Source organism: Neobacillus pocheonensis (assembly GCF_050477905.1).
GTDB lineage: Bacteria > Bacillota > Bacilli > Bacillales > Cytobacillaceae > Neobacillus > Neobacillus pocheonensis_A.
This window is the reverse complement of sequence record NZ_JBCNAD010000099.1, coordinates 46,252-67,874: the sequence shown is the minus strand read 5'-3', so window position 1 is coordinate 67,874 and position 21,623 is coordinate 46,252. Positions and strand designations below refer to the sequence as shown.

Annotated in this window: 21 protein-coding genes; 20 read left to right on the top strand and 1 reads right to left on the bottom strand. The window is 40.6% G+C overall.

What is annotated here, in order from left to right:
* From ABES02_RS29490 to ABES02_RS29445, 10 genes are all read left to right on the top strand, one after another.
* Positions 1 to 182 (top strand): hypothetical protein (locus ABES02_RS29490; RefSeq protein ID WP_430141548.1); only part of this gene is annotated, 182 nt, incomplete at its 5' end.
* A 193-nt stretch (positions 183 to 375) separates the two neighbouring features.
* Positions 376 to 783: a hypothetical protein gene (locus ABES02_RS29485; protein ID WP_430141546.1), complete on the top strand. Its 408-nt coding sequence runs from the start codon at positions 376 to 378 to the stop codon at positions 781 to 783.
* Positions 776 to 3,445 (top strand): MobP3 family relaxase, encoded by a 2,670-nt coding sequence (gene mobP3, locus ABES02_RS29480; protein ID WP_430141544.1) that lies wholly within the window; start codon positions 776 to 778, stop codon positions 3,443 to 3,445. The genes ABES02_RS29485 and mobP3 overlap by 8 nt, the downstream gene beginning before the upstream one ends.
* Positions 3,446 to 3,468: 23 nt before the next feature.
* Entirely contained in the window at positions 3,469 to 3,660 is a 192-nt protein-coding gene (locus ABES02_RS29475) for a hypothetical protein (protein ID WP_430141542.1), read from the top strand.
* Positions 3,657 to 5,555, top strand: a complete 1,899-nt coding sequence (locus ABES02_RS29470) for a VirD4-like conjugal transfer protein, CD1115 family (protein ID WP_430141539.1) — start codon at positions 3,657 to 3,659, stop codon at positions 5,553 to 5,555. The genes ABES02_RS29475 and ABES02_RS29470 overlap by 4 nt, the downstream gene beginning before the upstream one ends.
* Before the next feature lie 25 nt (positions 5,556 to 5,580).
* Complete coding sequence (locus ABES02_RS29465) at positions 5,581 to 5,943, top strand: hypothetical protein (protein WP_430141536.1); 363 nt, start codon at positions 5,581 to 5,583, stop codon at positions 5,941 to 5,943.
* Between the two features lie 20 nt (positions 5,944 to 5,963).
* Positions 5,964 to 6,863: a conjugal transfer protein TrbL family protein gene (locus ABES02_RS29460; RefSeq protein ID WP_430141535.1), complete on the top strand. Its 900-nt coding sequence runs from the start codon at positions 5,964 to 5,966 to the stop codon at positions 6,861 to 6,863.
* Positions 6,864 to 7,169: 306 nt separating this feature from the next.
* Complete coding sequence (locus tag ABES02_RS29455; RefSeq protein ID WP_430141534.1) at positions 7,170 to 7,841, top strand: hypothetical protein; 672 nt, start codon at positions 7,170 to 7,172, stop codon at positions 7,839 to 7,841.
* Between the two features lie 3 nt (positions 7,842 to 7,844).
* Positions 7,845 to 9,689: a VirB4 family type IV secretion system protein gene (locus ABES02_RS29450; protein ID WP_430141532.1), complete on the top strand. Its 1,845-nt coding sequence runs from the start codon at positions 7,845 to 7,847 to the stop codon at positions 9,687 to 9,689.
* Positions 9,689 to 10,576: a transglycosylase SLT domain-containing protein gene (locus tag ABES02_RS29445; protein ID WP_430141531.1), complete on the top strand. Its 888-nt coding sequence runs from the start codon at positions 9,689 to 9,691 to the stop codon at positions 10,574 to 10,576. Before ABES02_RS29450 ends, ABES02_RS29445 begins: the two co-directional genes overlap by 1 nt.
* On the opposite strand, the gene ABES02_RS29440 is transcribed toward ABES02_RS29445, so the two are convergent.
* Positions 10,573 to 10,938: a helix-turn-helix domain-containing protein gene (locus ABES02_RS29440; protein WP_430141530.1), complete on the bottom strand. Its 366-nt coding sequence runs from the start codon at positions 10,936 to 10,938 to the stop codon at positions 10,573 to 10,575. The two genes, ABES02_RS29445 and ABES02_RS29440, sit on opposite strands and share 4 nt — an antisense overlap.
* A 315-nt stretch (positions 10,939 to 11,253) precedes the next feature.
* Between ABES02_RS29440 and ABES02_RS29435 the strand changes: the two genes are divergently transcribed.
* The 10 genes from ABES02_RS29435 (at position 11,254) to ABES02_RS29390 (ending at position 21,446) form a co-directional block, all read left to right on the top strand.
* Positions 11,254 to 12,555, top strand: coding sequence for a hypothetical protein (locus ABES02_RS29435; RefSeq protein WP_430141528.1), 1,302 nt, complete (start codon positions 11,254 to 11,256; stop codon positions 12,553 to 12,555).
* Positions 12,556 to 12,558: 3 nt separating this feature from the next.
* Positions 12,559 to 13,248, top strand: coding sequence for an SAF domain-containing protein (locus ABES02_RS29430; RefSeq protein ID WP_430141527.1), 690 nt, complete (start codon positions 12,559 to 12,561; stop codon positions 13,246 to 13,248).
* Positions 13,249 to 13,260: 12 nt separating this feature from the next.
* Positions 13,261 to 14,427, top strand: a complete 1,167-nt coding sequence (locus ABES02_RS29425) for a hypothetical protein (RefSeq protein ID WP_430141525.1) — start codon at positions 13,261 to 13,263, stop codon at positions 14,425 to 14,427.
* A gap of 2 nt (positions 14,428 to 14,429) precedes the next feature.
* Complete coding sequence (locus ABES02_RS29420) at positions 14,430 to 16,070, top strand: ATPase, T2SS/T4P/T4SS family (protein ID WP_430141523.1); 1,641 nt, start codon at positions 14,430 to 14,432, stop codon at positions 16,068 to 16,070.
* Position 16,071: 1 nt separating this feature from the next.
* The gene (locus tag ABES02_RS29415; protein ID WP_430141522.1) at positions 16,072 to 17,064 is read left to right on the top strand and encodes a hypothetical protein; all 993 of its coding nucleotides are present in this window, start codon (positions 16,072 to 16,074) and stop codon (positions 17,062 to 17,064) included.
* Positions 17,065 to 17,144: 80 nt separating this feature from the next.
* Positions 17,145 to 18,038: a hypothetical protein gene (locus ABES02_RS29410; protein ID WP_430141521.1), complete on the top strand. Its 894-nt coding sequence runs from the start codon at positions 17,145 to 17,147 to the stop codon at positions 18,036 to 18,038.
* 19 nt (positions 18,039 to 18,057) lie between these two features.
* Entirely contained in the window at positions 18,058 to 18,207 is a 150-nt protein-coding gene (locus ABES02_RS29405) for a hypothetical protein (protein ID WP_430141520.1), read from the top strand.
* A gap of 32 nt (positions 18,208 to 18,239) precedes the next feature.
* Positions 18,240 to 18,641, top strand: a complete 402-nt coding sequence (locus ABES02_RS29400) for a hypothetical protein (protein ID WP_430141519.1) — start codon at positions 18,240 to 18,242, stop codon at positions 18,639 to 18,641.
* 6 nt (positions 18,642 to 18,647) lie between these two features.
* Positions 18,648 to 19,145, top strand: a complete 498-nt coding sequence (locus tag ABES02_RS29395) for a hypothetical protein (protein WP_430141518.1) — start codon at positions 18,648 to 18,650, stop codon at positions 19,143 to 19,145.
* Positions 19,146 to 19,175: 30 nt separating this feature from the next.
* Positions 19,176 to 21,446, top strand: a complete 2,271-nt coding sequence (locus tag ABES02_RS29390) for a hypothetical protein (protein WP_430141516.1) — start codon at positions 19,176 to 19,178, stop codon at positions 21,444 to 21,446.
* The last annotated feature ends 177 nt before the right edge of the window (positions 21,447 to 21,623 follow it).

The following is a 21,623-nucleotide window of genomic DNA, read 5'->3' as shown; positions in this document are numbered from 1 at the left end:
GTTCCTTGGAGTCATATTGTCGAATGTATCTTCGAAGAGTAAATGCGAATCAAAGCGCCCACCGGATAATCCGGTGGGCGCTTTTGATTCAGCAAAAGCGGATAGGACCGATTGCGAAATCGGGCCTAGAGGCGGTGCCAAAAACCCGAAATGAGCCTGGGCGAATGGAGGGGGTTTGGTAATGCAGGATAAGGCGCGTGGTCGCGCTGGACCACACATAGCAGGCAAAGCCTGCTAGATAGGGGGTAAGAAGGACCACAATATGGACCACAAAAGTCCTAAAATTTCCCTTTACTAGACCACAAAATATGGTAAAATATTAATATGTCTTACTTTTATGGGACCACAGCATTACAAAAGGGGGTGAATTGGGCAATGACAATGGATGACGACAAAAAACTTGGCGAACCATACAAGCTTCGCTTTGAGAAAGATTTGGAGGCCATGATCGACGCGATCTCTGTGAGGCGAGGGGAGAATAAATCCGATGTGTGCAGGAGGCTTTTACGTACTGCTGCAAAACTAGAATTGGGGTTGGACGCTATGGATCCAATTCTTTCAGCCATTCGAAAAGCTGTTGCAGAGGTTAATGAACCAACCGTGAAACGTTTGGCCGCCATTAATGCAAAGACTGCTATAGCTGCAGCAACCGCCATGTATACGAACGTTGAAGTGCTTGGCCAATTAGGAAGAGATGTTCGAACGATCCATGAACAAGCAAGAGTAAAAGCAGTTGCTTTCGTTCGTGATACCAGTCAGAAGCCAGGAGAGATAGATGAGTGAGAAATTCGAGAGATTAGCTCAGGAACACGGGAGATTCCAAGCCCCATTCATATGTAAAATTAAGTTTTATGCACCAACCAGTAAAAATCAGGCGAAGAACGCGGCGCACATAAATTACATAGGTACAAGACCCGGTGCGGAGCTGGACCGGAGTAGCCAAGAAAATGAGAATGACGAATATGAAATGATCGACGTTGAGTTAAATAACTCTGAACCTGGAACACCTGGCGGGCATGTAAAATACGTTGATGAAAGACCGGGTTCTCATGGGCTATTTTCTTCACTTGGGGAAAAACCAGGTTTAAAGGAAATTCAAAAAGAACTTGAACAGCATAAGGGGGTTGTTTGGCGAATTGTTCTTAGTTTAACCGAAGAGGATGCCAAACGACTTGATCTTGCGGATCGGAAAAGCTGGGAAGATGCATTGAGGGCATCTGTGCCAGAAGCAGCACAGAAGATGGGGATAGGCGAGACAAATCTAAGATGGGTTGGAGCCTTCCATCAAGAGAAAGGCCATCCACATGTTCATCTTGTTTTGTGGGAGAAGGTTCCGCAACGAAGAAAGGGTACGCTAAGTAAAGGTGAGCGTATCGACGTAAAAAAAACATTCATGAAAGAAGTATACGGGCAAGAACAGACACAACTTTACCAAGAGAAAACCGCTATGCGCGATCTAATCCGCGATATAAGCAAAGATAATTTGGTTAGCACCGTTGATATTCTCCGTGAAATTCGGAAACTTCAAAGTGAAATTAAGCTTGAAAATGAGAGTATTGGGGCAGCCAAAACTCCAATTCCTCCAAAGTTATATCCGGAAGATCAAAGAGCTATCGTAAACCGGATCCAAGAGCTGGGAATGATTATGCCGGATAAAGGGCGTATTGCTTTTAAATACATGCCTGAAAATGTGAAAGAGACCGTGACAAATACAACCAAGTGGATCCTGCAGCAACCATCTTTTCAAGAGTCGGTTAATCGTTATTACAATGCTGTTGAAGGGATGACAAGGCAATACACCTTTAAGGAAAATGACATTCAACGGGCGAAAGAGAAAGCGATGAATGACTTGGAAAAGCGTGTATCGCAGCTTGTTTTGAGAGCTGCAGCGGAATCCAAGAAAGATGTATTTTTAACTGTTGATCCAGATAAAGCGAAAATCGTTATTGAGCAGTTTGCAAAAGCGATAGGTAAACCCGAAGATGTGCAAGCACATATTGTTATTTCGAAATCCGTTGAGACATTGAGAAACTTTGGTATTTCTCCTGCAGGACAAGCCAGGATCATTAATGAATGGCAAGCAAAAGCTGACTTGAAACTTCAACGGGAAGATATCCAGGGAATTATTTCAAAGGTCAACGAAGAACCGGCGAATACCGAAAAACCAACTGAAAGTGAGATAGCGACCGTCGCCAACATTCTCAAACTGAGCGGTGTGGACGATAAAAACGCTCGTCTTGTTTTCCAAAATGTCGGGATTGAAGAAGAGAAAATAAATACGATTTTAGCCGTGAGTGAAGAAGTGCTTAAAGAATCTGAAAGTACGTTTCTGACACAGAAAGATTGGACGGAATTTACATCGAACGCAGGGATTAAAGCTGAATACCCATGGGAGCCGGAAGAGGTTAATATCATTATTCCGGAAGAACGTGATAAGGTAATTGAAGCGTTTAGATCCGGGAAGATGGATCCGGAGGAGCAGGCAGATGCGGGGTATACCGCCTTTTGTATGACGGTTGCTTTAAAACAGCTAAATGTTCCAAGTAATGAACGCAGTATAATCATGGGGTCATTCGCGGCTCAAAACAATATTTCAGATATAGGACAAATATTACGTAAAATAGAAGCCGCTGAAACGAAATTTTTAAAGAAAGAAACCTGGGAGGCGATCACTCGAAACCTTCATGTAGAGTTACCGTACCCATGGATCACAGAAGAGAGAATAGTCCTCGATAAAGAAAAATATAACGAAGCTTTGCGTCAGATGCAGCTGACAACTACTAAAATAGATTCTCTCGAAAAAGTGATATCGACTGCAGAAATGTATGCCACTTTCCTTAAGAACGAAACCAGCGAAGTTTCGAAGATACGACATGAAATAAGTGAGTGGCTAGGAAGAACCAATAACATGGATGGGAATGTTTTGGATCGGCTCGATCTATTTCAAAAACGAGCTGATGACATCCAAGTTATGTCCAGGCAGATGGGTGTTCGTGATACTGTACAGGATACTGTCAACAAATTTGCAAAGGTTATGTTTGCAGCTGGACTAAACCATGAACAAGTGACCGCAATGGTCAATGATTGGAATGCTCGAACTGGAATGAACCTTGATGACAAACGCCTTGAAAAAATTATCTCTACGGTTGAACGGCAAGTATCAGATATGAAAGCTTGGGGCCGAGATCCGGTATTAGGAAAGAAAGAATTTAAGGATCTTTGCGATACTTTAAAAGTGGATGCTCCTTGGATGTGGAAAGGAGATGGTTATGGGAAGAGTTTTATGCAGCAGGGCGGTATAGGCAGTATTGCAAAATCGTTTTGGAAAGCCCTGTGGAGGTCTATAGAACAAGACCGGATGGAATCAGAGGCTAGAGCCGAAATGCAAAAAAGACAGTTTCAAAGGCAAATGCAACGTCAGAAGGAGAAAGAAAACGAGCAGTAAAACGATACTTAGGGGGTGTTGGTATGGATGGTCGTGGTATTTATTCGGGAACACAGTTAAATGGTAAGCCGATATTTATTGATTTAAGACAGCAAGTTGAAAGGCATGGTTTTATATTGGGAAGATCGGGGCCGGGGCGAGCTTATAGATTGAAAGAGATTGTAAATTGCGAGCCTGTGAGTAGCTCCGATCAAAAGGGGCAGATGCCAAATTGAAGAAGAAAAAGCTTCTAAAACGCCTTCGATTAAGCCGATCAAAGGTAGTCGTATTAATATTAATTTTCTTATTTGATGTTATCGTATTGCCATTACTTTTACTGTTTCCGGATTTCTTCAAAGAATACGGACCGGGTGCTGCATCGATGTATGTAGAACAAGTCAAACCTTGGACCGGTTTTTTAAAACTATTTACAGACTCTAAGTTTCGTAACTTTTGGATGTTCTTGCAGCCAGTGATTCTCATCGTGGTTGCCCTGATGTTTTGGAAAGAGAATCCCACTCGAAAGAATCGTATTACCGATGGCGTTGGTGGGCCGGAAGCGAAGGGTCAAGGTCAATTCGGTACAAGCCGATGGCAAAGCGATGACGAAATTGAAAGTTCAACTACTGTATGGCATTTTGACGAACCGATTAAACGCGGTGGTATCGTATTAGGGATGGATCCGGAAGAACAAAAAGCTTATTTAGACAGTGATGATACGAATGTCCTTCTAATTGGAGCATCAAGGTCCGGTAAATCTCGTTTTGTCATTAAGCCTACGATTTGGGAACTGGCCGAGGCCGGGGAGAGCATGATTATTACCGATCCGAAAGGAGAGCTTTACGAAAGTACAGCTCCTTATCTTAGATCGAAGGGGTATAACGTAAAATTCCTTGATTTTAACCAGCCAGGCCGGGGGAATCGTTGGAATCCTATGAACCTTGTTAAAAAGGGGATTCAGAATAAAAACGTTTCCCAAGCAACAAAAGCCGCATGGAACGCAGCTCATATGTTTGCCAATCAAAAGAAATCAACAGGCGAATCTATTTGGACAGACGGTGCGGAGTCTGTAATTGCTTCATTGATGTTAATTATTGCAAACGAAGCTCCGGATGAATCGCAAAAACATATGACTTCTGTGTATCATACACTTTCCGAATTGGGGGAAACGATAAAAACCGCTGTTGGAGAGTATGTGCCGCTTACGGAGTATATTAAGTCTTTGGATAAAAAGCATCCCGCAAGACTTGCCTATACCACAGCAAAACTATCTCCTGAAAGGATGAGGGGCAGTTTCTTCGCTAACGTAGCGGCATTACTTCGTCTTTTCGCGGATCCGGAAATTTCTTACCTTACAGCAGATCAAGATCATGATTTAGCCGAAGTAGGAAGAACAAAAAGTGCTGTGTTCCTCATCATTCCGGATGAAGATACGACAAGGCATCCAATTGCAGCTCTTTATATCGACCAGGTTTACCAAGAGTTGGTTGCCGAATCAAGAAAGTACGGCGGCCGTTTGCCGGTTCGCGTAAATATGCTTTTCGACGAGTGGGGTAATATGCCACCGATCAAAGACTTTACAACGAAACAAACAGTATCTCTTGGCCGTGGCATACGTTGGATCCTCATTGTCCAGGACTTCGGCCAAATTAAAGATGCATATCCGAATGTATCACTTTCAACGATTACTGGTAACTGTCAGACTTGGCTTTATCTTATTACGGCCGATCCGGATACGGCGAAATTCATAAGCCGTAAAACCGGTCAATATACCGTCGAATCCGATAGCGTTTCAACATCGGTTCGGGCAAATGATAACTCAGCTGGTTATTCAACGAACCTTACTGGTCGGGCGCTGCTTGATGAAGGTGAAATCATGCGCTGGCCGTGGTACCAATCGCTCGTACTTCGGATCCGGCATTTCCCGGCAAGATTGCCTTTGCCGGACTTAAAAGAATGGCCAGCAGACAAATTATTTATTTCAGGTGGGGGTGATCCATATGCAGAATCGTTCGTTATTGAGGACGTTCCGATTTTTGTCCCGGACTTCTTAGCTGCCGAAGCTAAACCGGGGGATGATGAAGTAGCAGCAGGAAACGAAAATTCGAGTTTTATGAACGATGTGGATTAAAACAACGGAGGGAATATCAATGAAGATGAAAATGAACAAGACTATTGAGGGTTTGAAAAAGGTTTATTTCTCTAGCTGCCTGGCTATTTTTGCATTTTTGGCAACGACTGTTCCTGCATTCGCGGAAGAAACTGGAACTTACAGCGATAATACTGTTTTCAAAGGCACAAAAAATCTGTTAAGTGATGTGAGATTTTACATCTTAATCATCGTCCCGATTGCTGCAGCGGCTGCTATTGGCTTCCAAAGCATTATGAAAATGATCGGTGAAGGCGATCCGAGTGATGTAGCATTCCGTAATAAGCGCATTAAACAAATCATCAAAGCAGCTGTTATCGGTCAAATTCCAATGACAATAATCGGAGCGGTGATGTACTACTACAAATAAGAGGGAGGCATTAATGCCATATGAACTTCGCCATACAGCTAGTCTTTATGGCATTCATGTATCTTGTCGAGCAGATTGCACAACAAGCATTGGATATGATGCTTATACTGCTCCCGAAGATATCAGAAGTAGCCTTGAAGATTTTGGATTTGCCGATTGTTAGTAGCGTCATCCTTTGTATGCAAGGTACAGCCTTAACCATCTTGGCGGTTAAGGTATCTTATGAAGCTATCATAAGCTACATCCTGCGAATCAATGGTGATCCGGATGCGGATCCCGGAGGTCTCTTAATTAAAACCGTCCATGCGACCGCTGTTATTATGTCAGTTCCTTGGATTGTTAAAACAATGTACAAATTTGGGGTAGCACTCGCAGCTGATATTGCTGGATTGGACGAAAAAAAATTAAATGGGGATCCTAACTCCGTCACCAACGATAACGCAAGCCTTATGATTGCTTTCATGACGCGTTTACTCGCACGCAATAATATTAAACTATTTGTTTGTATTGCCATTTTATTAGCTGTTGTGATTTTGGTTGTTGTCGTCGTTCAAACTTCAATTCGTGCCGGGGAGCTTGCTACGTTGGCTGCAGGCGGTTCGCTTACTGCATTAAGCCTTACAGGTTCCGGACAATATTATGAGGTTTGGTGGAAAGAGTTGGCCATGATTTCATTAACACAAGCTTTACAGATATTCTTACTAAAAGTCGCTTTCTATTTGCTGTTTAAAATCGACTTTGGGGAACAATTTGTAAATCTATTCCTGTTCGTCGGTGTATTATGGTGTACTTTCAAATCTCCACAATGGTTACGCCAATTCGTTCATTCAACCGGTGTTGGTCGTACAGCTGGTGGAGCAGCACAACAAGCAGGTAGCATGATCATGATGCGTAAAATGCTTACGAAAGGAGCTGCATAATTGTTATGTACTTGATTCCTAAGAACGTAAAGGTACGATTCGAATACTTCCCTGGTTTCGGCAATTTGCAGCTCATAGTTACGACTATAGGTTTAGGAATCGGATTCTTGTTTTTTTGGCTTTTTGGTTTTATTACTGAGTCATTTTTTCGCGTCATACTTATTGCATTCTTTGGGGCGATGGGATTCTTCATATCCGTGTCCCATCCCAAAACAGGAAGGAACCTGATGGATTTTATCAAGGATTCACGAAAGTTCAAAAGCGGAGTACGCCGATATACTTATATTCATGGGGAGGGACGGAAATATGAAAATGCCTTTTATGAAAAATACCGAAAAAAAGGCGGCTCCCGTATCTAACCCAACGTTAGAAGCCCCTACTGATAAGCCGTCGATCCAAAAATGGATTCCTTTTGATGATGTTTATAACTACTATGTCCATCGAAAAGACGGCTATCTTCTCTCTTATGTTCAGGTACAGCCAGTCAATATTACGTTGCTATCCAAAAACGAACAAAGACGTAAAATTCAACGGTTGAATGAGGTTTTGAATGGGATCGACTATGATTATCAGTTTCTATCGATCCCAAGGCCTGCGGATTTGGATGGTTATATAGCTGGCTTAGAAGCTAAAAAGAACAAACAACAAAATACAATGAAACGCAGGATCTTAAATAACAATATTGTACATGCATCCTCCATGGCTTCCAACGGTGAAGCCATGGAGAGGCAGTTTTATTACATTCTTTACATCCAAGAGGGCAAAGAGATCGCCAAGGTTGAAAAGCAGCTCTATCGTCGTTCGTTTGAACTTGCAAACAAATTGTCATCTACAGCCGAATTGCCGAGTCATGTATGTGAAGAACAAGAATGCCGTAATCTCTTGTTTCTCTTTTTAAACCCTCTTCAAGCAGCATACGAGAGAGCGCCGGTTGGATCCGGCCCTTACATTCATTCGATCTACGATATGGAGGGGTAAGATGTGAGTACAACCATCATAAAGAAGAAAAAGGGACAACAAACCGGCTCCCATCTATCTGGACTACTTGATGTTATAAGCCCTATGGGCATTGATTTTCAGCCCAGGTCAATCCAAAACGGTGATTTATGCCAACGTGTTCTCGTCATTCATGCTTACCCGCCAAAGGTCGAAGAAGCATGGTTGTCGAAACTTGCAACCTTGCCCGGTGTTGTATTCAGTTACCATGTATATTCCTCTGATCGGCATGAACTACAGAAGGAAATTGACATCGCATTAGGCGAACTTGAAGGGAAGCTTATTAATGGTGGGAATCCGGGTGCAATCGAACGGGTTAAAAACGAAAAAAAGCTTGCCGAAGAATTGCTTCAAAAGATTGACGCAGAACAACAAAATGTAGCGAACATGGTTTGCGTTATCCTCATAGCTGCTGCTGATATGGAGCAGTTAAATAACCGTACAAAGGAAGTTGAAGCCACAATTTCCGGTATGCGTATGCGGGCGAGAACTCCTTTATTTAAGCAAGAACAAGCTTTAAAAACAGTGGGACCTTGGGGGATCCTAGACCCTGATATAAAAGAAATGGGCTACCGGAACATGCCGGTTGAGAGTGTGGCAGCTGGTTATCCGATGGTATATAGCGGTTTAAAGGACGAGAAAGGAATTTTGCTTGGTACGGATAAAGCTGGCGGTATTGTGCTGGCAGATTTGTGGTATCGGGGCGAAAGTCGTACAAACTCCAATATTTTCCTAAGCGGTAAGCCTGGGGTTGGTAAATCAACAACAGTCAAAAAAATCATACTGAACGAATATGGTCAAGATACCAACATCATCATGGTAGATCCCGAACGTGAATACAAGCATATGTGTCAAAAGCTTGGGGGCGCATGGATTGATTGCGGTGGGGGAACGAAGGGGAGAATCAATCCCCTGCAAGCAAGGGATACGCCGCAAGATGATGACGACGAGGATGACGATGACCGTCTTATAAGTAAGGAAATAGCTTCCCGAGGGAACCTGGCCATGCACTTTCAGTTCCTTCGAACCTTTTTCCGTCTTTACTGCCATGGCTTACAGCCTTTGGATTTTAACTACCTTGAATTAGCGTTAGAAGAGGTATATGCAGAAAAGTCGATTTATTGGGAAACAAACCTTGATTTGGTTGGTGTAGATGACTGGCCTATCATGGAACATGTATTTATTTATTTGGAGAAAAAGCGAATCGACGAACCGCAAAAAGAGGTATGGGAACGACTTGCAATGGCAATTCGTCCGATTGCCATTGGTGCAGATAGCCACCTTTGGAATGGCCCGACGAATACCAACATGAATTCCGATTTTGTCGTGCTTGACATTAATACCCTTTTATCTGCTGACGAACGAATTATGCGTACACAATTTTTCAATGTCTGCAGCTTTGCTTGGAATAAAATTAACTTAGACCGTATGCAGCAAGATTTATTGGGTGTCGATGAAGCATACTTGCTGGCCGATCCCGAAGTGCCGCAGCCGCTTAAATGGCTCCGGAATGTCAATAAACAGATTCGGAAACGTGAAGGCGGTCTAATGACAATTACACAAAACATTGCTGACTTTGATGACCCATCCGTTCGCCGGTATGCCGAGGCTTTGATCAATAACCCGACTTATAAAATTTTGATGGGCCAGGGGGATAAAGATTTAGAAGCGTTGGCAAAGATGATGTCATTAAGTGAAAAAGAAAAAGAAGCGTTACAGCAAGGTAATCGTGGTGATGCACTCCTTGTCGCTGGTAATCGTCGCTTGCATGTCCACGTTGAGCCTACACCGTTTGAACTGGAACTGTTCGGAAAGGCAGGCGGGCGATAATGGCTCTGCCAGTTGTTGCGGCCAAAGCCGTCAAGGTATTGGCCTCCTTTGTTCCACCGGAGAAACTTTTTAAAACGGTTGTTCTCATCATTATGATTCCTATTACTCTCTTGGCTGTCGTAGTCGTTGCTCCGGCCGTTGCCTTACTTCATATTCCAGCGGCTTCGGATTCGCAGTATAACACCTATATACAAGCTGCTAAACAGATGAATCAAGAGACAGAATTGAATGTAAAATGGCAAGAAATCATGGCCATTGAAGCGGTTGTACTAGAACAAAGATTTGATAAGTCCAATGCGTCAAGGGCATACACTTACAAAGATGTATTTATTTATGAAGAGGAAGTTTTAGTCGAACAATCTTGTACCGGTGACGATGGCGAGAGTCATGATTGTTCTTATTATAAAAAAGTATTCTTTCAACGTTCTCTGGATGAAGCTATGGACTTCATGGGGCTTTCGAGTAGACAAAAAGAGGATGTTCGGCGCTATATGACAATTGATTTGCAGGCTTCGGAAACGGCTTTACCACCGGAAGAAATAAATCAGGCTATCAGGGAGGCTATTGCGCTTGTGCATGGAGTGGATCCGGACATCGATGAATCATGGATGGAGTTAATGCAAGTGCTTGTCATGAAAGAAAGTTCGGGAAATCCAAAAGCTTACAATCCGCAAGCCGTTTGGTATTCTTTGCTGGATGGCTTCCAACATGCAACAGGATTGTGTCAAGTCATGCCGCCTACGTTTAAGGCATACAAGCTTCCTGGGCATGAAGATATTTATAACCCGGTCGATAATACAATTGCATCCCTTCGATATATTAAAGGAAAGTATGGCTCGGTATTCAATATTCCTGGTTTGCAAGTTGGGATTTATAGGGGATATTAATTTTCATCCCCTACTTCTTTCTTTCTTTTACTTTTTTCCATTCGCTCACGAAATAAGAGTTTGAGTAGAGACATTAATTGTTCCCGTTCTTCCGGTGACATGTGGTGCATTAGTTCTACAAACTCTTTTTCATCTTTAGTTAAAGAACGTTCTTTCGAGATATGATGTTCGATTGGGAGAAGTTCCATGATGGGGATGTTTAGAGCGGAACAAAGCTTTTCGATGGTATCTAACCTTGGGGATCTTATATCATTTTCAATTTCACTAATACTTGATACAGATACCCCCGTTAGCTTAGTTAAATCAGTAATTACCATATCTTTATCAATTCTTATTCTTTTAAATTTACTCCCGATTTTCACATTATCACCTATCGTTGGTTTATATAACATAGTAGTCAGCTTATATTAGTCAGCTTATATAACATCAATATTAGCATAATGGAATTAAATTTTATAATTATTAAGTAAGTTTTAAGGTTATTTCCATAAACAGATATTTATTTACATTTTTTCTGAAAACAGATATAATATGTAGAAGTAAAAAATGGGTCAAAGTGCATATGGTAATCAGCTAACAATGGGTATATTATATCAAATTGTTTAATATATCCAGTAGTCCTTATTATGCACTAGAATTGTCGTTTTATGCAATATTTTGTTAGGAGATGGTCGAATTTGTTTGGACTGTTAATAAGCCAAATGTACGCGCAGGATGTCCGACATGCTGTTGAAGATGAAAATGTCGTTTATGAGAAAATAGGGACTTTTTCATCAGACACGTTTTTGCAATACTGCCAAACCGCGGCAAAAGCAAACGTCCAAACATTGATCTTGGATATAACTTGTACGGATGAAAGTTCCCTAATAAAAGGAATAAAGCAATTCCGACTTTCGAGAAATTCACGAATTATCTTGTTAGCTCCGGATCGGGAACCAGGAGATCCGGTAATTGCTGCGCTTGTTGGCCTACAAGTATGGGATATTATTGCACCGAAAACCAGCTACGACGATGACGAAAACGAAGAAGAGGAAAGTGAATTTGAAGAAGAAACACTATCTCATCTAATTCAAAAGCAGCTGCTCGTTCCAGTTTCTTACGCGAATGCGGCCCGCTGGGACATTAGCACCGGCGCTACTGTTGAAAATGTTAAGGAAAAAGAAACGAAGCAGAAAGAAAAGAGAAGTAGGCAAGAGGAAAAAGAAATAAAGAGTGGTCCCGATAGTGCGATTTTGGATCACATTGAATCACTCGTACTAGAACCACCGCCACCAAGAATCAAAGAGAAAGTAATTTATAAGGATCGAATCATTGGAACAATGATCATTGCCGTTGGCGGCGCAGATCGTCGAACCGGATCCACGCTTGCAGCATTAAAGCTTGCTCAAACACTTGCTAATGATGGATTTAAAACGGCTTGTCTGGAACGTAATGATCCGGATTTTAGTCCAAATACATTTCATTTGTATGCAGACGGTGAATCAAAATATTTAAATAACGGTTACAACTTTAATGGCGTAGATATTTTTTTGGAGCAAAGCAATAACGATAGATGGTTGGATGAAGCTTACTCCAATTATGAATATATTGTTCTCGATATGGGTCAGTTGGTAAATGCGAATCGTTCTTCCATATATTTTCATGAATTTGTAAGATCAAATTTACATATTGTAACGACTTGTACTACGGATTGGGATTTTGACAGATTTACTAAACTAATCGCTTACTTTCAGAATGAAGGTATTATGAAAAAAATAAATGTCTTAGCAAATCTGTCAGATGATCGGAGATATGAAGATTTTAAGACAACGTTTAGCAAACAAGAGATCGCATACTTTCAACTAGCGTTTTACCAAAATAGTTTTTCTTTAGACCTTCATAAAAATGATAATCGAACCATTTCTATGTATAAATCAATGTTGGACAGTATTTTATCAGACAAGAAAAAAAGTCTATGGAAATTCTGGCAAAGGAGTTAGAACATGAAGCGATTTGTGCAAATATTTCTTTTTACTCTTGTCATGTCATCTGGCGTATTGCTTCTTTATGTATGGACTAAGTTTGTTGAGCCTAAATGGGGAACGGTGGAGGTTATACAAGCCAGTCGGGAAATTCAACGTGGCCATATCATTGAGGCTATAGATTTAAAAAAAATCCCGGTTAAAGCTGAGACAGTAGTTCAAAAAAATGTAACGGATTTAAATAAGATTGTAGGCCAAGAAACAACCCGAATAATTAGATCAGGGGAGCAAATTACAGAGGATATGCTGCTAATGAATCAACTCGTCCCCGGTAATAATCAAGTAAATATGGCGCTACCAAATGATTGGATCTTATCTACCCCAGGAAGTTTGCTAAGAGGCGATCATGTTACACTTTCGCCAGTGAAAAAAGAAGATGCAACAGCAGCAAGTTCCGCAAGAAATTCTAAAGATTCCGCAGTAGAGGGGAAAAATGAAGAAAAGATTTCTCCGGATATACTCCAAAAATTAAACGATATTGCTGTTAGTTACTCTAAAATGAGCAATAACCAAGAAGTGGAATCTGGAGAGGATCGGAAAAAGCCTAACGGGCCAGTAAGTAGATTTGAGATTATATTAACTTTAGAGCAACGTGAAACCATAATTGATCTTGGCAACAGAGGATATAAATTTATCGTTACTTACAGATAGGTGGAGTGCGACATGATCACATTTGTTATTAGTAGCAATTTGATATTGATTGAAGAGATTCAGGGAATGAATGGTATCACATCGGTTCAAAGTGTAAATTTATCCGATGACATTCAAGACGGTAAGGATAACCTCATTGTTGTAACGGATGATAAAGCTGAACTTACAGATATCATTCAGTTGCGAGTAAAATACCCTGAATCAATAATGTTTTACGTCCTCTCGATCCAAGAAGATATTTTGGAAGCTAAAAAAATTCAAAGTATGTGTAAAGCACATAATGTCAAGGTTATTCTTCCATTCCGCTCGATCAAACAAATTGTCGATGAAATCAGCAGATCATTGTTTGCTTCACAAAAAGTAACGAGCCATGTCGTGACTGGAATGGCTGCAATCTGCGGGGTCGGACTTACTTCGACTTTGCTCATGTTAGGAAAGCAGATAACCCAATTTAGCGACATTCGTGTGGGTGTTTTAGGGCTTAATGGCTTCAATCCTGGTGTTTCTTTCATCGATTACAAGGGAAAGTACCTGGACGAAATATGGGGGGGACTTGATAGTAATTATCTGCGCGCCGATGACCTCTACGATAAAATGGATGAACTATCTCCAAATCTTAGATATTTAGCCGGTAACAGAGATTTTATAAAAATTTATACTTATACGCCAGAAGGAATTGAATACCTCATTGAGCTTGCCAAGCAGAAATTTGATCTCGTTCTTATAGATGCAGGGCATTATATTGACACTCCGCTTGCAGTTCAGGGGATTCTTGCAAGTGACTTTTTACTGGTGCAAACGAATCAAAGGCAACAGGCAAAAGACAATTGGATCCGCTTGAAGGAACAAATCCTAGTGCGTGAAATTGGTTTGGAATTGGAAAATGCGAATAATGTATGGATGATTTGCAATATGATGTATACGACTCCGGACGTTGAAACGCATAAGCAGCTGCAGGAAGAATATAAGCTGCCATGTATGGCAAACCTGGCTTACTACAATAACTTCTATAAAATTGAGTACCGTAAAAATTTGTTCGAATTTGAAGATAGAAAATATATCGAAGAAATAAATCGCGTTGCTGATGCATTGAGTGATTATTATACCTTTCCATTAAAAGCACTCGAAAAACCCGCGCCTAAACGTAAAATGTTTTTTAGTTTCGGAAGGGGAGTTTAAGATTGAGTGAATCTAGTACGAGGATAAAACGATTTAACGTAAGTGAGTTTAGTAAAAAACAAGGATTGCATCATAAACAGAAAAAAAATGAAGAGGGTTTTTCAAAAAATGTAAGGTTTGTAAGTAATATCAACACAGATCGCTTCGACAAGGTTTGCTCGCAATTTGGAGAAATAATGAAAAAGGAATTTGAATCCCGAGCAGATACCAAAGAGGGAAATGAAATTATCGATCTTGAACTATTCGCCATTATAGGTAAAGCAGAGAACGTAACGACCATACTTGAAAAAATAGAAACGTTTCTTACAAATCATAAGATCCGTGACGTAATCATTCCCGAATACTACGTGGACATCCATCTTTTTGCAATCGATGAGCAGCGGAAGTACAGTAATCTGACTCATGCCATCTTTCATGAGCTATACGGATGGAACGCGCTTGCTTGTTGGATTAAATACCCCGAGAGTTATGCGATGCAGACTATCGGCAACAAAATTTGGATTTTTAATAACGATAAAGGCAAATTCGAACTTATGCCTTTTGAATTGAAATCCGAAAACGTCATTGAAAAGATTATTCGGGGATTAGAAACGCAAAAAGAACATGCAAAAGTCAACGAACAGAATCCATCATTAGAGCTTGATCTTTATACAGGTGAACGTGTATCCATTCTTGTTAAACCGCGCGTGATTCGGCCTGTCATTACCTATAGACGAGTCTTAACAAAAGGTCACAGTCTGCAGCAACTTGCAATCGATAAAAAGCTGTTTGACCCTGTGGCTCTGCCCATACTAATAGGCATTTCAAAAACTCATTGCAATACCGTTATCGCAGGGCCAATGGGAACGGGTAAAACTACCGTTTTAAAAGGAATAGTAAAAGAACGTGAAGATCACATAACAGGAATTAGTATTGAACAAGATTACGAAATTGGGGTTAGCCGAGACAATCCGAATAAGAAATTTATTGAAATGGTAACGCGGGGGACTCCTTTTGAAGATGCACTTGAAAAAGCGCTTCGGACTGATGCCGATTACGGTATCATTCAGGAGGTTCGGCTGTATGAAGCCGAAGGTGCGATGATCATGTGTGAAAAGCTTCAAAAAGGTTTTCTATCAACAACGCATCTATGGCGGCCTGAAACGCTCCCGGAACAATGGGCAAGGCTTATATGTCGTTACAATAAAGGTTCCGACCAAAAGGCCGAAGAAAAACGCGTTGCTGAATACTTGGATTTGGTCATCCTTCTTGAGCAAGATGAAGAAAAGAAAAAGAGACTAAATAGTATTCAGGAAATACGTTATAACCGCTCGAATGGTGAAATAAGCACTCATCAAATCATGAGGTTTAATGAAATCAGCGAAAAATACGAATTTCGCTGCGATCTCAGCGGGCAATTACTTCGTGAAATGAGATTAATCAATAAAAAATGGGCAGATATTGTAGTCGAAACTCTCCAGGAACTAGAAAATCAATTCCCTATTCCGGAAGGCGAAGGCGTTACGATATTCAACCCAGCAATAGCGGATCCGCAGTACCGGTTAGCTTTGGCTACGGAGGAATTGGTTCAGGCCCAGCAGCGTACTGCAGAGGCGATGGAAAAAATGTTCGCTCTGATGCAGACTTCTGTAAAGGAGAAATAACATGCAGCTGTATGTGCTTACAAGTTACGTAATCTACCTAATCGCGGGAATCATTACTTGTTATGGAATGTGGCTGCTTTTCAAGAAATCCATTTTATCGCTTAACGATAAGATCGCCTTGGAACGAAGGATCAAACTGAGAAACAGGAATCTTAAAAATGAAAATTTAGAAATAGAGACAGAAGCTACATTCATTGAAAAATGGGCAAGTGACCTGGATAAAATGCTGCAGCATACGAAGCATAATTACCGAAAGGAAACTGCGCTTCAAAGTTTTATTATCTTCCATGGAGCATCATTCGGAATCCTAACTGTGTTGCTTGGAATTATAACAAAATCATATTTTTTTGGATCGTTTTTCGGGTTATTGTTCGTTTTTGGGAACTTTTTCCGACATCGTTTGAAATTGCGACAGATCCGGCTAGAAAGCGGGTATAAATTAGCTGATTTAACCGGCATGTTGGCATCCAAGTATAGTAGTGAATTCAATCCCCAAATGCGTAACATTTTATCCAGTGTAAACAAGGAGATTGAATACCCTATTTTCAAAAAGCATATTACCCAAATCGTGCGTGTGGACCAAAACTATGTGAAAGATGAGCAATTGAAAGAGGTTATAGAAAGTTTTGTATACAGCATTAACACATCATTTGCGCGAGAACTTGGAGCGTCCGTTTTTAAAGCTCTTAAAACGAAAGAAAACATAGGAGATACACTGACTCGTCTTGACTTGAAAATTCAGCAAAATATAAAAGACATTCAAGAAGAAATGGGTAACAAAGTTGATATGTGGTATTTAAGTTGGTTTCATATTGTTGCATTCCCCGGCACACTTTTAGGGATAGCATTTGGTATTAACATTTCGGATACTAGCATTTTGCATTACCAATTTCAAACAACAGCTGGACAATTTATGTTCATTCTTTCGGTAATATCAATTGGCTTTGCGAGATTGGCGGCAGCGTGGTTTAGCCGTCAGCCTAATGATTATTAATTTGGGATATTTGAATTATGTGGTCGAATAGGAGGGCATACAATGGACATTGATGTAAAAAACATTAAAGGGGTGATGCCGTGAACTTCGAAATAGCAAAATGGATTTTCTATACCGGTTTTATTTTCCTTTATATATATGCAGCATTTTTACTTCGAAAAATTTTTCATATGGATCAATTTCCAAGTAAGGAATCTTTGCTGCAGCGCTTAAAATATCAGAATCTTAAAATTAAGGATTTCTTCATAACAGAAGAGTTAGAAAAACAATTTATCGTAGCCGGTTCTCCCTTTGGGTTAAATGCAAAAAAGTTTCAGACAATACGTTACGTCATATTTCTATTGGCGTTTGGTGTCGGGATCTACCGCATTTATACCAATCCAGAACTTGATATGGTATCTAAGCTGTTGGGGCTTGCTATACCCGTTATCTTTCTTTTAGTCGTCACCAACCCCAAAAAGAAGTCAATGAAATCCTTTTTTAAATTCTATCAGGGTCAAAAGGAATACTTTAATAATCAAGAGCTGTTCTTGCTTTATTCCATGATTACGGATGAACTAAAGGAATCCAAAGACCAGACAGTAAACATTCTTGATCTTTTACGTAAATTGCGGCAGTACACGCCGCGTATCCGGCCTTCTATCAATAAAGGGTTACGCCAACCGAAGATCGGAATTAACGCGGTGATGGATATAATAGGAAGGGACATAGGAACCGAGGAAGCTATCGAGGTATGTAAAATTATTGCCGGTCTTAATAGTGTGGATCAGCAAAACCTTCATGAACTAATTGCAAATCGTGAAAACTCTTATGTTGCGACCTTGAGAGGTAATCGTCAGAAAGGGAGGATGCGTACAAGCGCGATTGTTAATACGTTAGTTTTTATTCCGTTAATTATTTACATGCTAGATATCCTGTATGTGGTTATGCAAATGATAGCCGCAATGGGCAGTAACTTAAACAATCTAAAATAAAAAGAGGAGAGATGTAAGCATGTTTAATAGAACTCTTGGTGAACTTTTGGGTATTGCAGGTCAGATTCTTGCGATTGGGATTATCATCTTTGGGGGCCTTTGGTTGTTACTGAAAGGCATGAATGTCCAAGTATCAGATATTTTTAATAATATCAATATGCCATCCTAATCAATCGCTATTTAAGGGAGGACTGAAAATCGATGTTTACAAGAGCTTTAGCCGAGATGTTGACAGTATATTTCTTGATCATCTATTTATTTCAGCCTCCCCTTCATGAATTATTTAACATCCGGAGCAATGCTGTTGAAATAGTTCTTAATCAAGGAATAGCCAAAGCTTCATCGCTTCAAAATGGGAGGTTCACGCCAGAAATAATCGAAGAAATGAAGGTAACATTGAATCAAAAATTTTTCGTACCGAAAAGTAGTATTGTATTTGTCGGTACCACAACGATTACCCCGAGAGGCGATTACATAGAAGGGACGCTAACAGTAAAAGCGACCCCTCTATGGATATTTCAGAATATGTTTGGTAATGCAGATAATTCACCTAAAACTATTACTCGTTATGCAACAATGATGAGTGAATATATTGATAGGTGAAAATCAATGAATCGAACACTTTTACTCCTGGCGCTCGGTTTGCTCTTAATATTTATGCAATTTTATAATGTCGATCGATTTTCGAATACAACTATACATGATCGATCTAAATACAGCTTGCATCGGGCAGCTCACGATGCTGCCTTGCAAGTTAATCCAGCTTTAAAAGTAAACGGCCAAATCGTTTTTGTAAGGGATAAGGCTCTCCAAGCCTTTAAAGATACGTTTGCTAAGAATATGAGTCTTAAACCGGATTTGTCACCAAAGCCTAATACATTATTGAAAAATCCGGTAGAAATTATTTTCGAGGATTATATCGACGATCAAAGTGGTGTGACGTTCCCTTACAATTATGTAAATTCGCAATATGGCATTAATAAAACGATTAAGGGTCCGGCAGTTATTTATGAAATTCGAACAAAAGCAGTTAAGCATAGTACGTATTCATACGATGGGTATATTTACAAAAACGTCATTTTTGAATATCCATATCCGTTACCTTAAAGAAACATAAATACGAAAGGGTGACTCGCGTTGAAAAATAAATTGTTAAGGACGGCTCTATCCGTAACGCTTGCCGCCGCTCTTACCGTTGGGGTTATGACTCCGGTAAATACGGCTTTAGCAGCCCAAACCGCTGCTCCATTAACTACAAATATTAAGATTGTCAATAACCCAGCAGGCACCCCGGATACGTTAACTGTTTCCGGGTTGAATCCTGGTGATATTGTAAAGATTTATACTGATCCTTCTACAACAAACCCCCTAGATACAAAAACGGTTCCTGCAGGATCGACAGCCGTTACTTTCACCATTAATCAGTTAGGAACCGCTGCAGGAACAATTTATGTTACAAGTACATCCGGATCTAATACGGAGAGCAAACGAGTCTCCAAACAATATACTGCAGAACCAGCAACACCGAGATATGATGCATCACAAATTACCGTAGTTAATAATCCTCCGGGGACTTCTGATACCGTAACCATTGTAAATGTGAATCCTGGCGACATTATTAAAGTATACCAGGATCCGCTTGATACGACCGTGAGGGGAACAATAACGGCAGCTGATACGACAGCCGTAGTCACCATTAATCAGTTAGGTTCTTCTCCCGGAGCTGTATACGTAACCGTAACGAGATCACCATATGGAGAAAGCCTACGAACCTTTAAGACGTATGCTGGAGAAGCCGTTACCCCCCAAATCACTGCAAATAACATTACGATTGTAAATAATTTAACAGGAACTGATGACACCGTTACGCTTCGTAATTTAAACGCGGGTGATATTGTTAAGGTTTACTCTTCCAAAATGGATGCTTCGCCAATTGGAACAGGGACTGTTACTGCAGGACAAAATAGCATTGTCATTTCAATTCAGCAGCTCGGAGTAAATGAAGGCGTGGCCTATATCTCCATTACAAGAGGGACGATGCCTGAAAGCGAGCGTACAGCAAAATCATATGTTGCAGAACCTAAATCGGGCGCACCGGCTTTCAACGATGTAAAAATTATTACAAATCCAGATGGTACAAGAGATGCCATTACAATTAATAACGTTAATGCAACGGATATTATACGCTTATACAAAGATGCTTCCACTACGCCGATTTCTGTTACAACAGCCGGTAAAAACCAATTACCACCTTTTTCACAATGGAATTTAGACAGCAACGCTACTGAAACAAGCAATTTCTCACTTACGTTGAAAGCAACCGCGACCGGACAAGGTTCATATTATGACGCGGGTGTCCTTCCGAACACATCTTATGCGTTCTCGATAGGCAATCCAAACGCGGGTACGGTAAACGTCAAAACGCTTGATCAAAATAAGAAAGTAATTTCGACGAAATACACAAGTACACAGGCCAATATATCGACTACGTTTACAACAGAAACCAACGCAGCCTACGTCCAAGTTGAATTAACTAATACGAGTGCTGGAACATTTGTATTTACTAGCGCACAGCTGGAGCTTGGTTCAAATGTGACAACGTTCGAACCGATGGATTTCAAAGCTAGCAAAAACTTGTTCCCACCATTAAGTAAGTGGAAGATCCACAGCAATGCTGCAGTGACCGGCGATTATACTATGAACTTGTATTCGACTGCTTCTCGTCAGATGAGTTCTATCCGAGTCAAAGTTGCCGCAAATACGAAATATACTTACAGCTTAGAACATAACGGTCAAATCGTTGTGGATGCTATCGATTCTAATGGGAACACGACAAGTTTGATTACTGCCACTACTGCACAAAGCGGTACATTTTTAACCCCGGCGAATGCTGCTTTCGTTGATGTATATCTTACCAATCCTGAAAGCGGAGTGTATTCCTTCTCCAAAATGCAGCTTGAACAAGGGGACCATGCAACAGCATTTGAACCAAACATAGCGACAAAAGTAATTGCGACGATCAAACTTCCGAATCTTGGGCAGGATAAAGGGACAATTTACTATACAATTCAATCTCCTGGCAGCGCAGAATCGGGCCGTGTATCTCGTTCCTATGGGGCAGAGGAACCGACAACGCCACCGTCTTACAAGGCTATTAAAGTCGTGAATAATGAAGGTAGCGAAGATACTGTATCTGTATTCGGACTAACCCCAGGTGATGTAATTAAAGTTTATTCCGGAAAAGTAACAAATGAACTGTTAGGCAGTGCGACCGTTCAAAGCGGTGCAACGAGCGGTACTGTAACCATTTCGCAGCTTGGTACAACCGCAGGAATCGTATATGTAACGGTTACAACATCAGGAAAAACAGAGAGTATTCGGGTAGCAAAGTCTTATTCCGCTGAATAGGAGAGTATGGCCTTGGTTTAAGAGCCAAGGCCATATTAAAAATCTTTTATGATAAATGCAAACATCCTCAAAATTCAGAAACTTATAGCAAATGATTGTAAGGAATTTATAGAGAAGTCCAAAGAATATTTATTTTATGTATTATTCATATCCTCCTATCTTGAATGCTTGTATCTT

Bases quoted from the DNA above. Each gene is read 5' to 3' on its own strand.
- ABES02_RS29430 (WP_430141527.1), top strand. From the start codon at position 12,559: ATGAAGCGATTTGTGCAAATATTTCTTTTTACTCTTGTCATGTCATCT.
- ABES02_RS29415 (WP_430141522.1), top strand. From the start codon at position 16,072: ATGCAGCTGTATGTGCTTACAAGTTACGTAATCTACCTAATCGCGGGA.
- ABES02_RS29465 (WP_430141536.1), top strand. From the start codon at position 5,581: ATGAAAATGAACAAGACTATTGAGGGTTTGAAAAAGGTTTATTTCTCT.
- ABES02_RS29445 (WP_430141531.1), top strand. From the start codon at position 9,689: ATGGCTCTGCCAGTTGTTGCGGCCAAAGCCGTCAAGGTATTGGCCTCC.
- mobP3 (WP_430141544.1), top strand. From the start codon at position 776: ATGAGTGAGAAATTCGAGAGATTAGCTCAGGAACACGGGAGATTCCAA.
- ABES02_RS29395 (WP_430141518.1), top strand. From the start codon at position 18,648: ATGAATCGAACACTTTTACTCCTGGCGCTCGGTTTGCTCTTAATATTT.
- ABES02_RS29405 (WP_430141520.1), top strand. From the start codon at position 18,058: ATGTTTAATAGAACTCTTGGTGAACTTTTGGGTATTGCAGGTCAGATT.
- ABES02_RS29460 (WP_430141535.1), top strand. From the start codon at position 5,964: ATGAACTTCGCCATACAGCTAGTCTTTATGGCATTCATGTATCTTGTC.
- ABES02_RS29455 (WP_430141534.1), top strand. From the start codon at position 7,170: ATGAAAATGCCTTTTATGAAAAATACCGAAAAAAAGGCGGCTCCCGTA.
- ABES02_RS29475 (WP_430141542.1), top strand. From the start codon at position 3,469: ATGGATGGTCGTGGTATTTATTCGGGAACACAGTTAAATGGTAAGCCG.
- ABES02_RS29400 (WP_430141519.1), top strand. From the start codon at position 18,240: ATGTTTACAAGAGCTTTAGCCGAGATGTTGACAGTATATTTCTTGATC.
- ABES02_RS29485 (WP_430141546.1), top strand. From the start codon at position 376: ATGACAATGGATGACGACAAAAAACTTGGCGAACCATACAAGCTTCGC.
- ABES02_RS29425 (WP_430141525.1), top strand. From the start codon at position 13,261: ATGATCACATTTGTTATTAGTAGCAATTTGATATTGATTGAAGAGATT.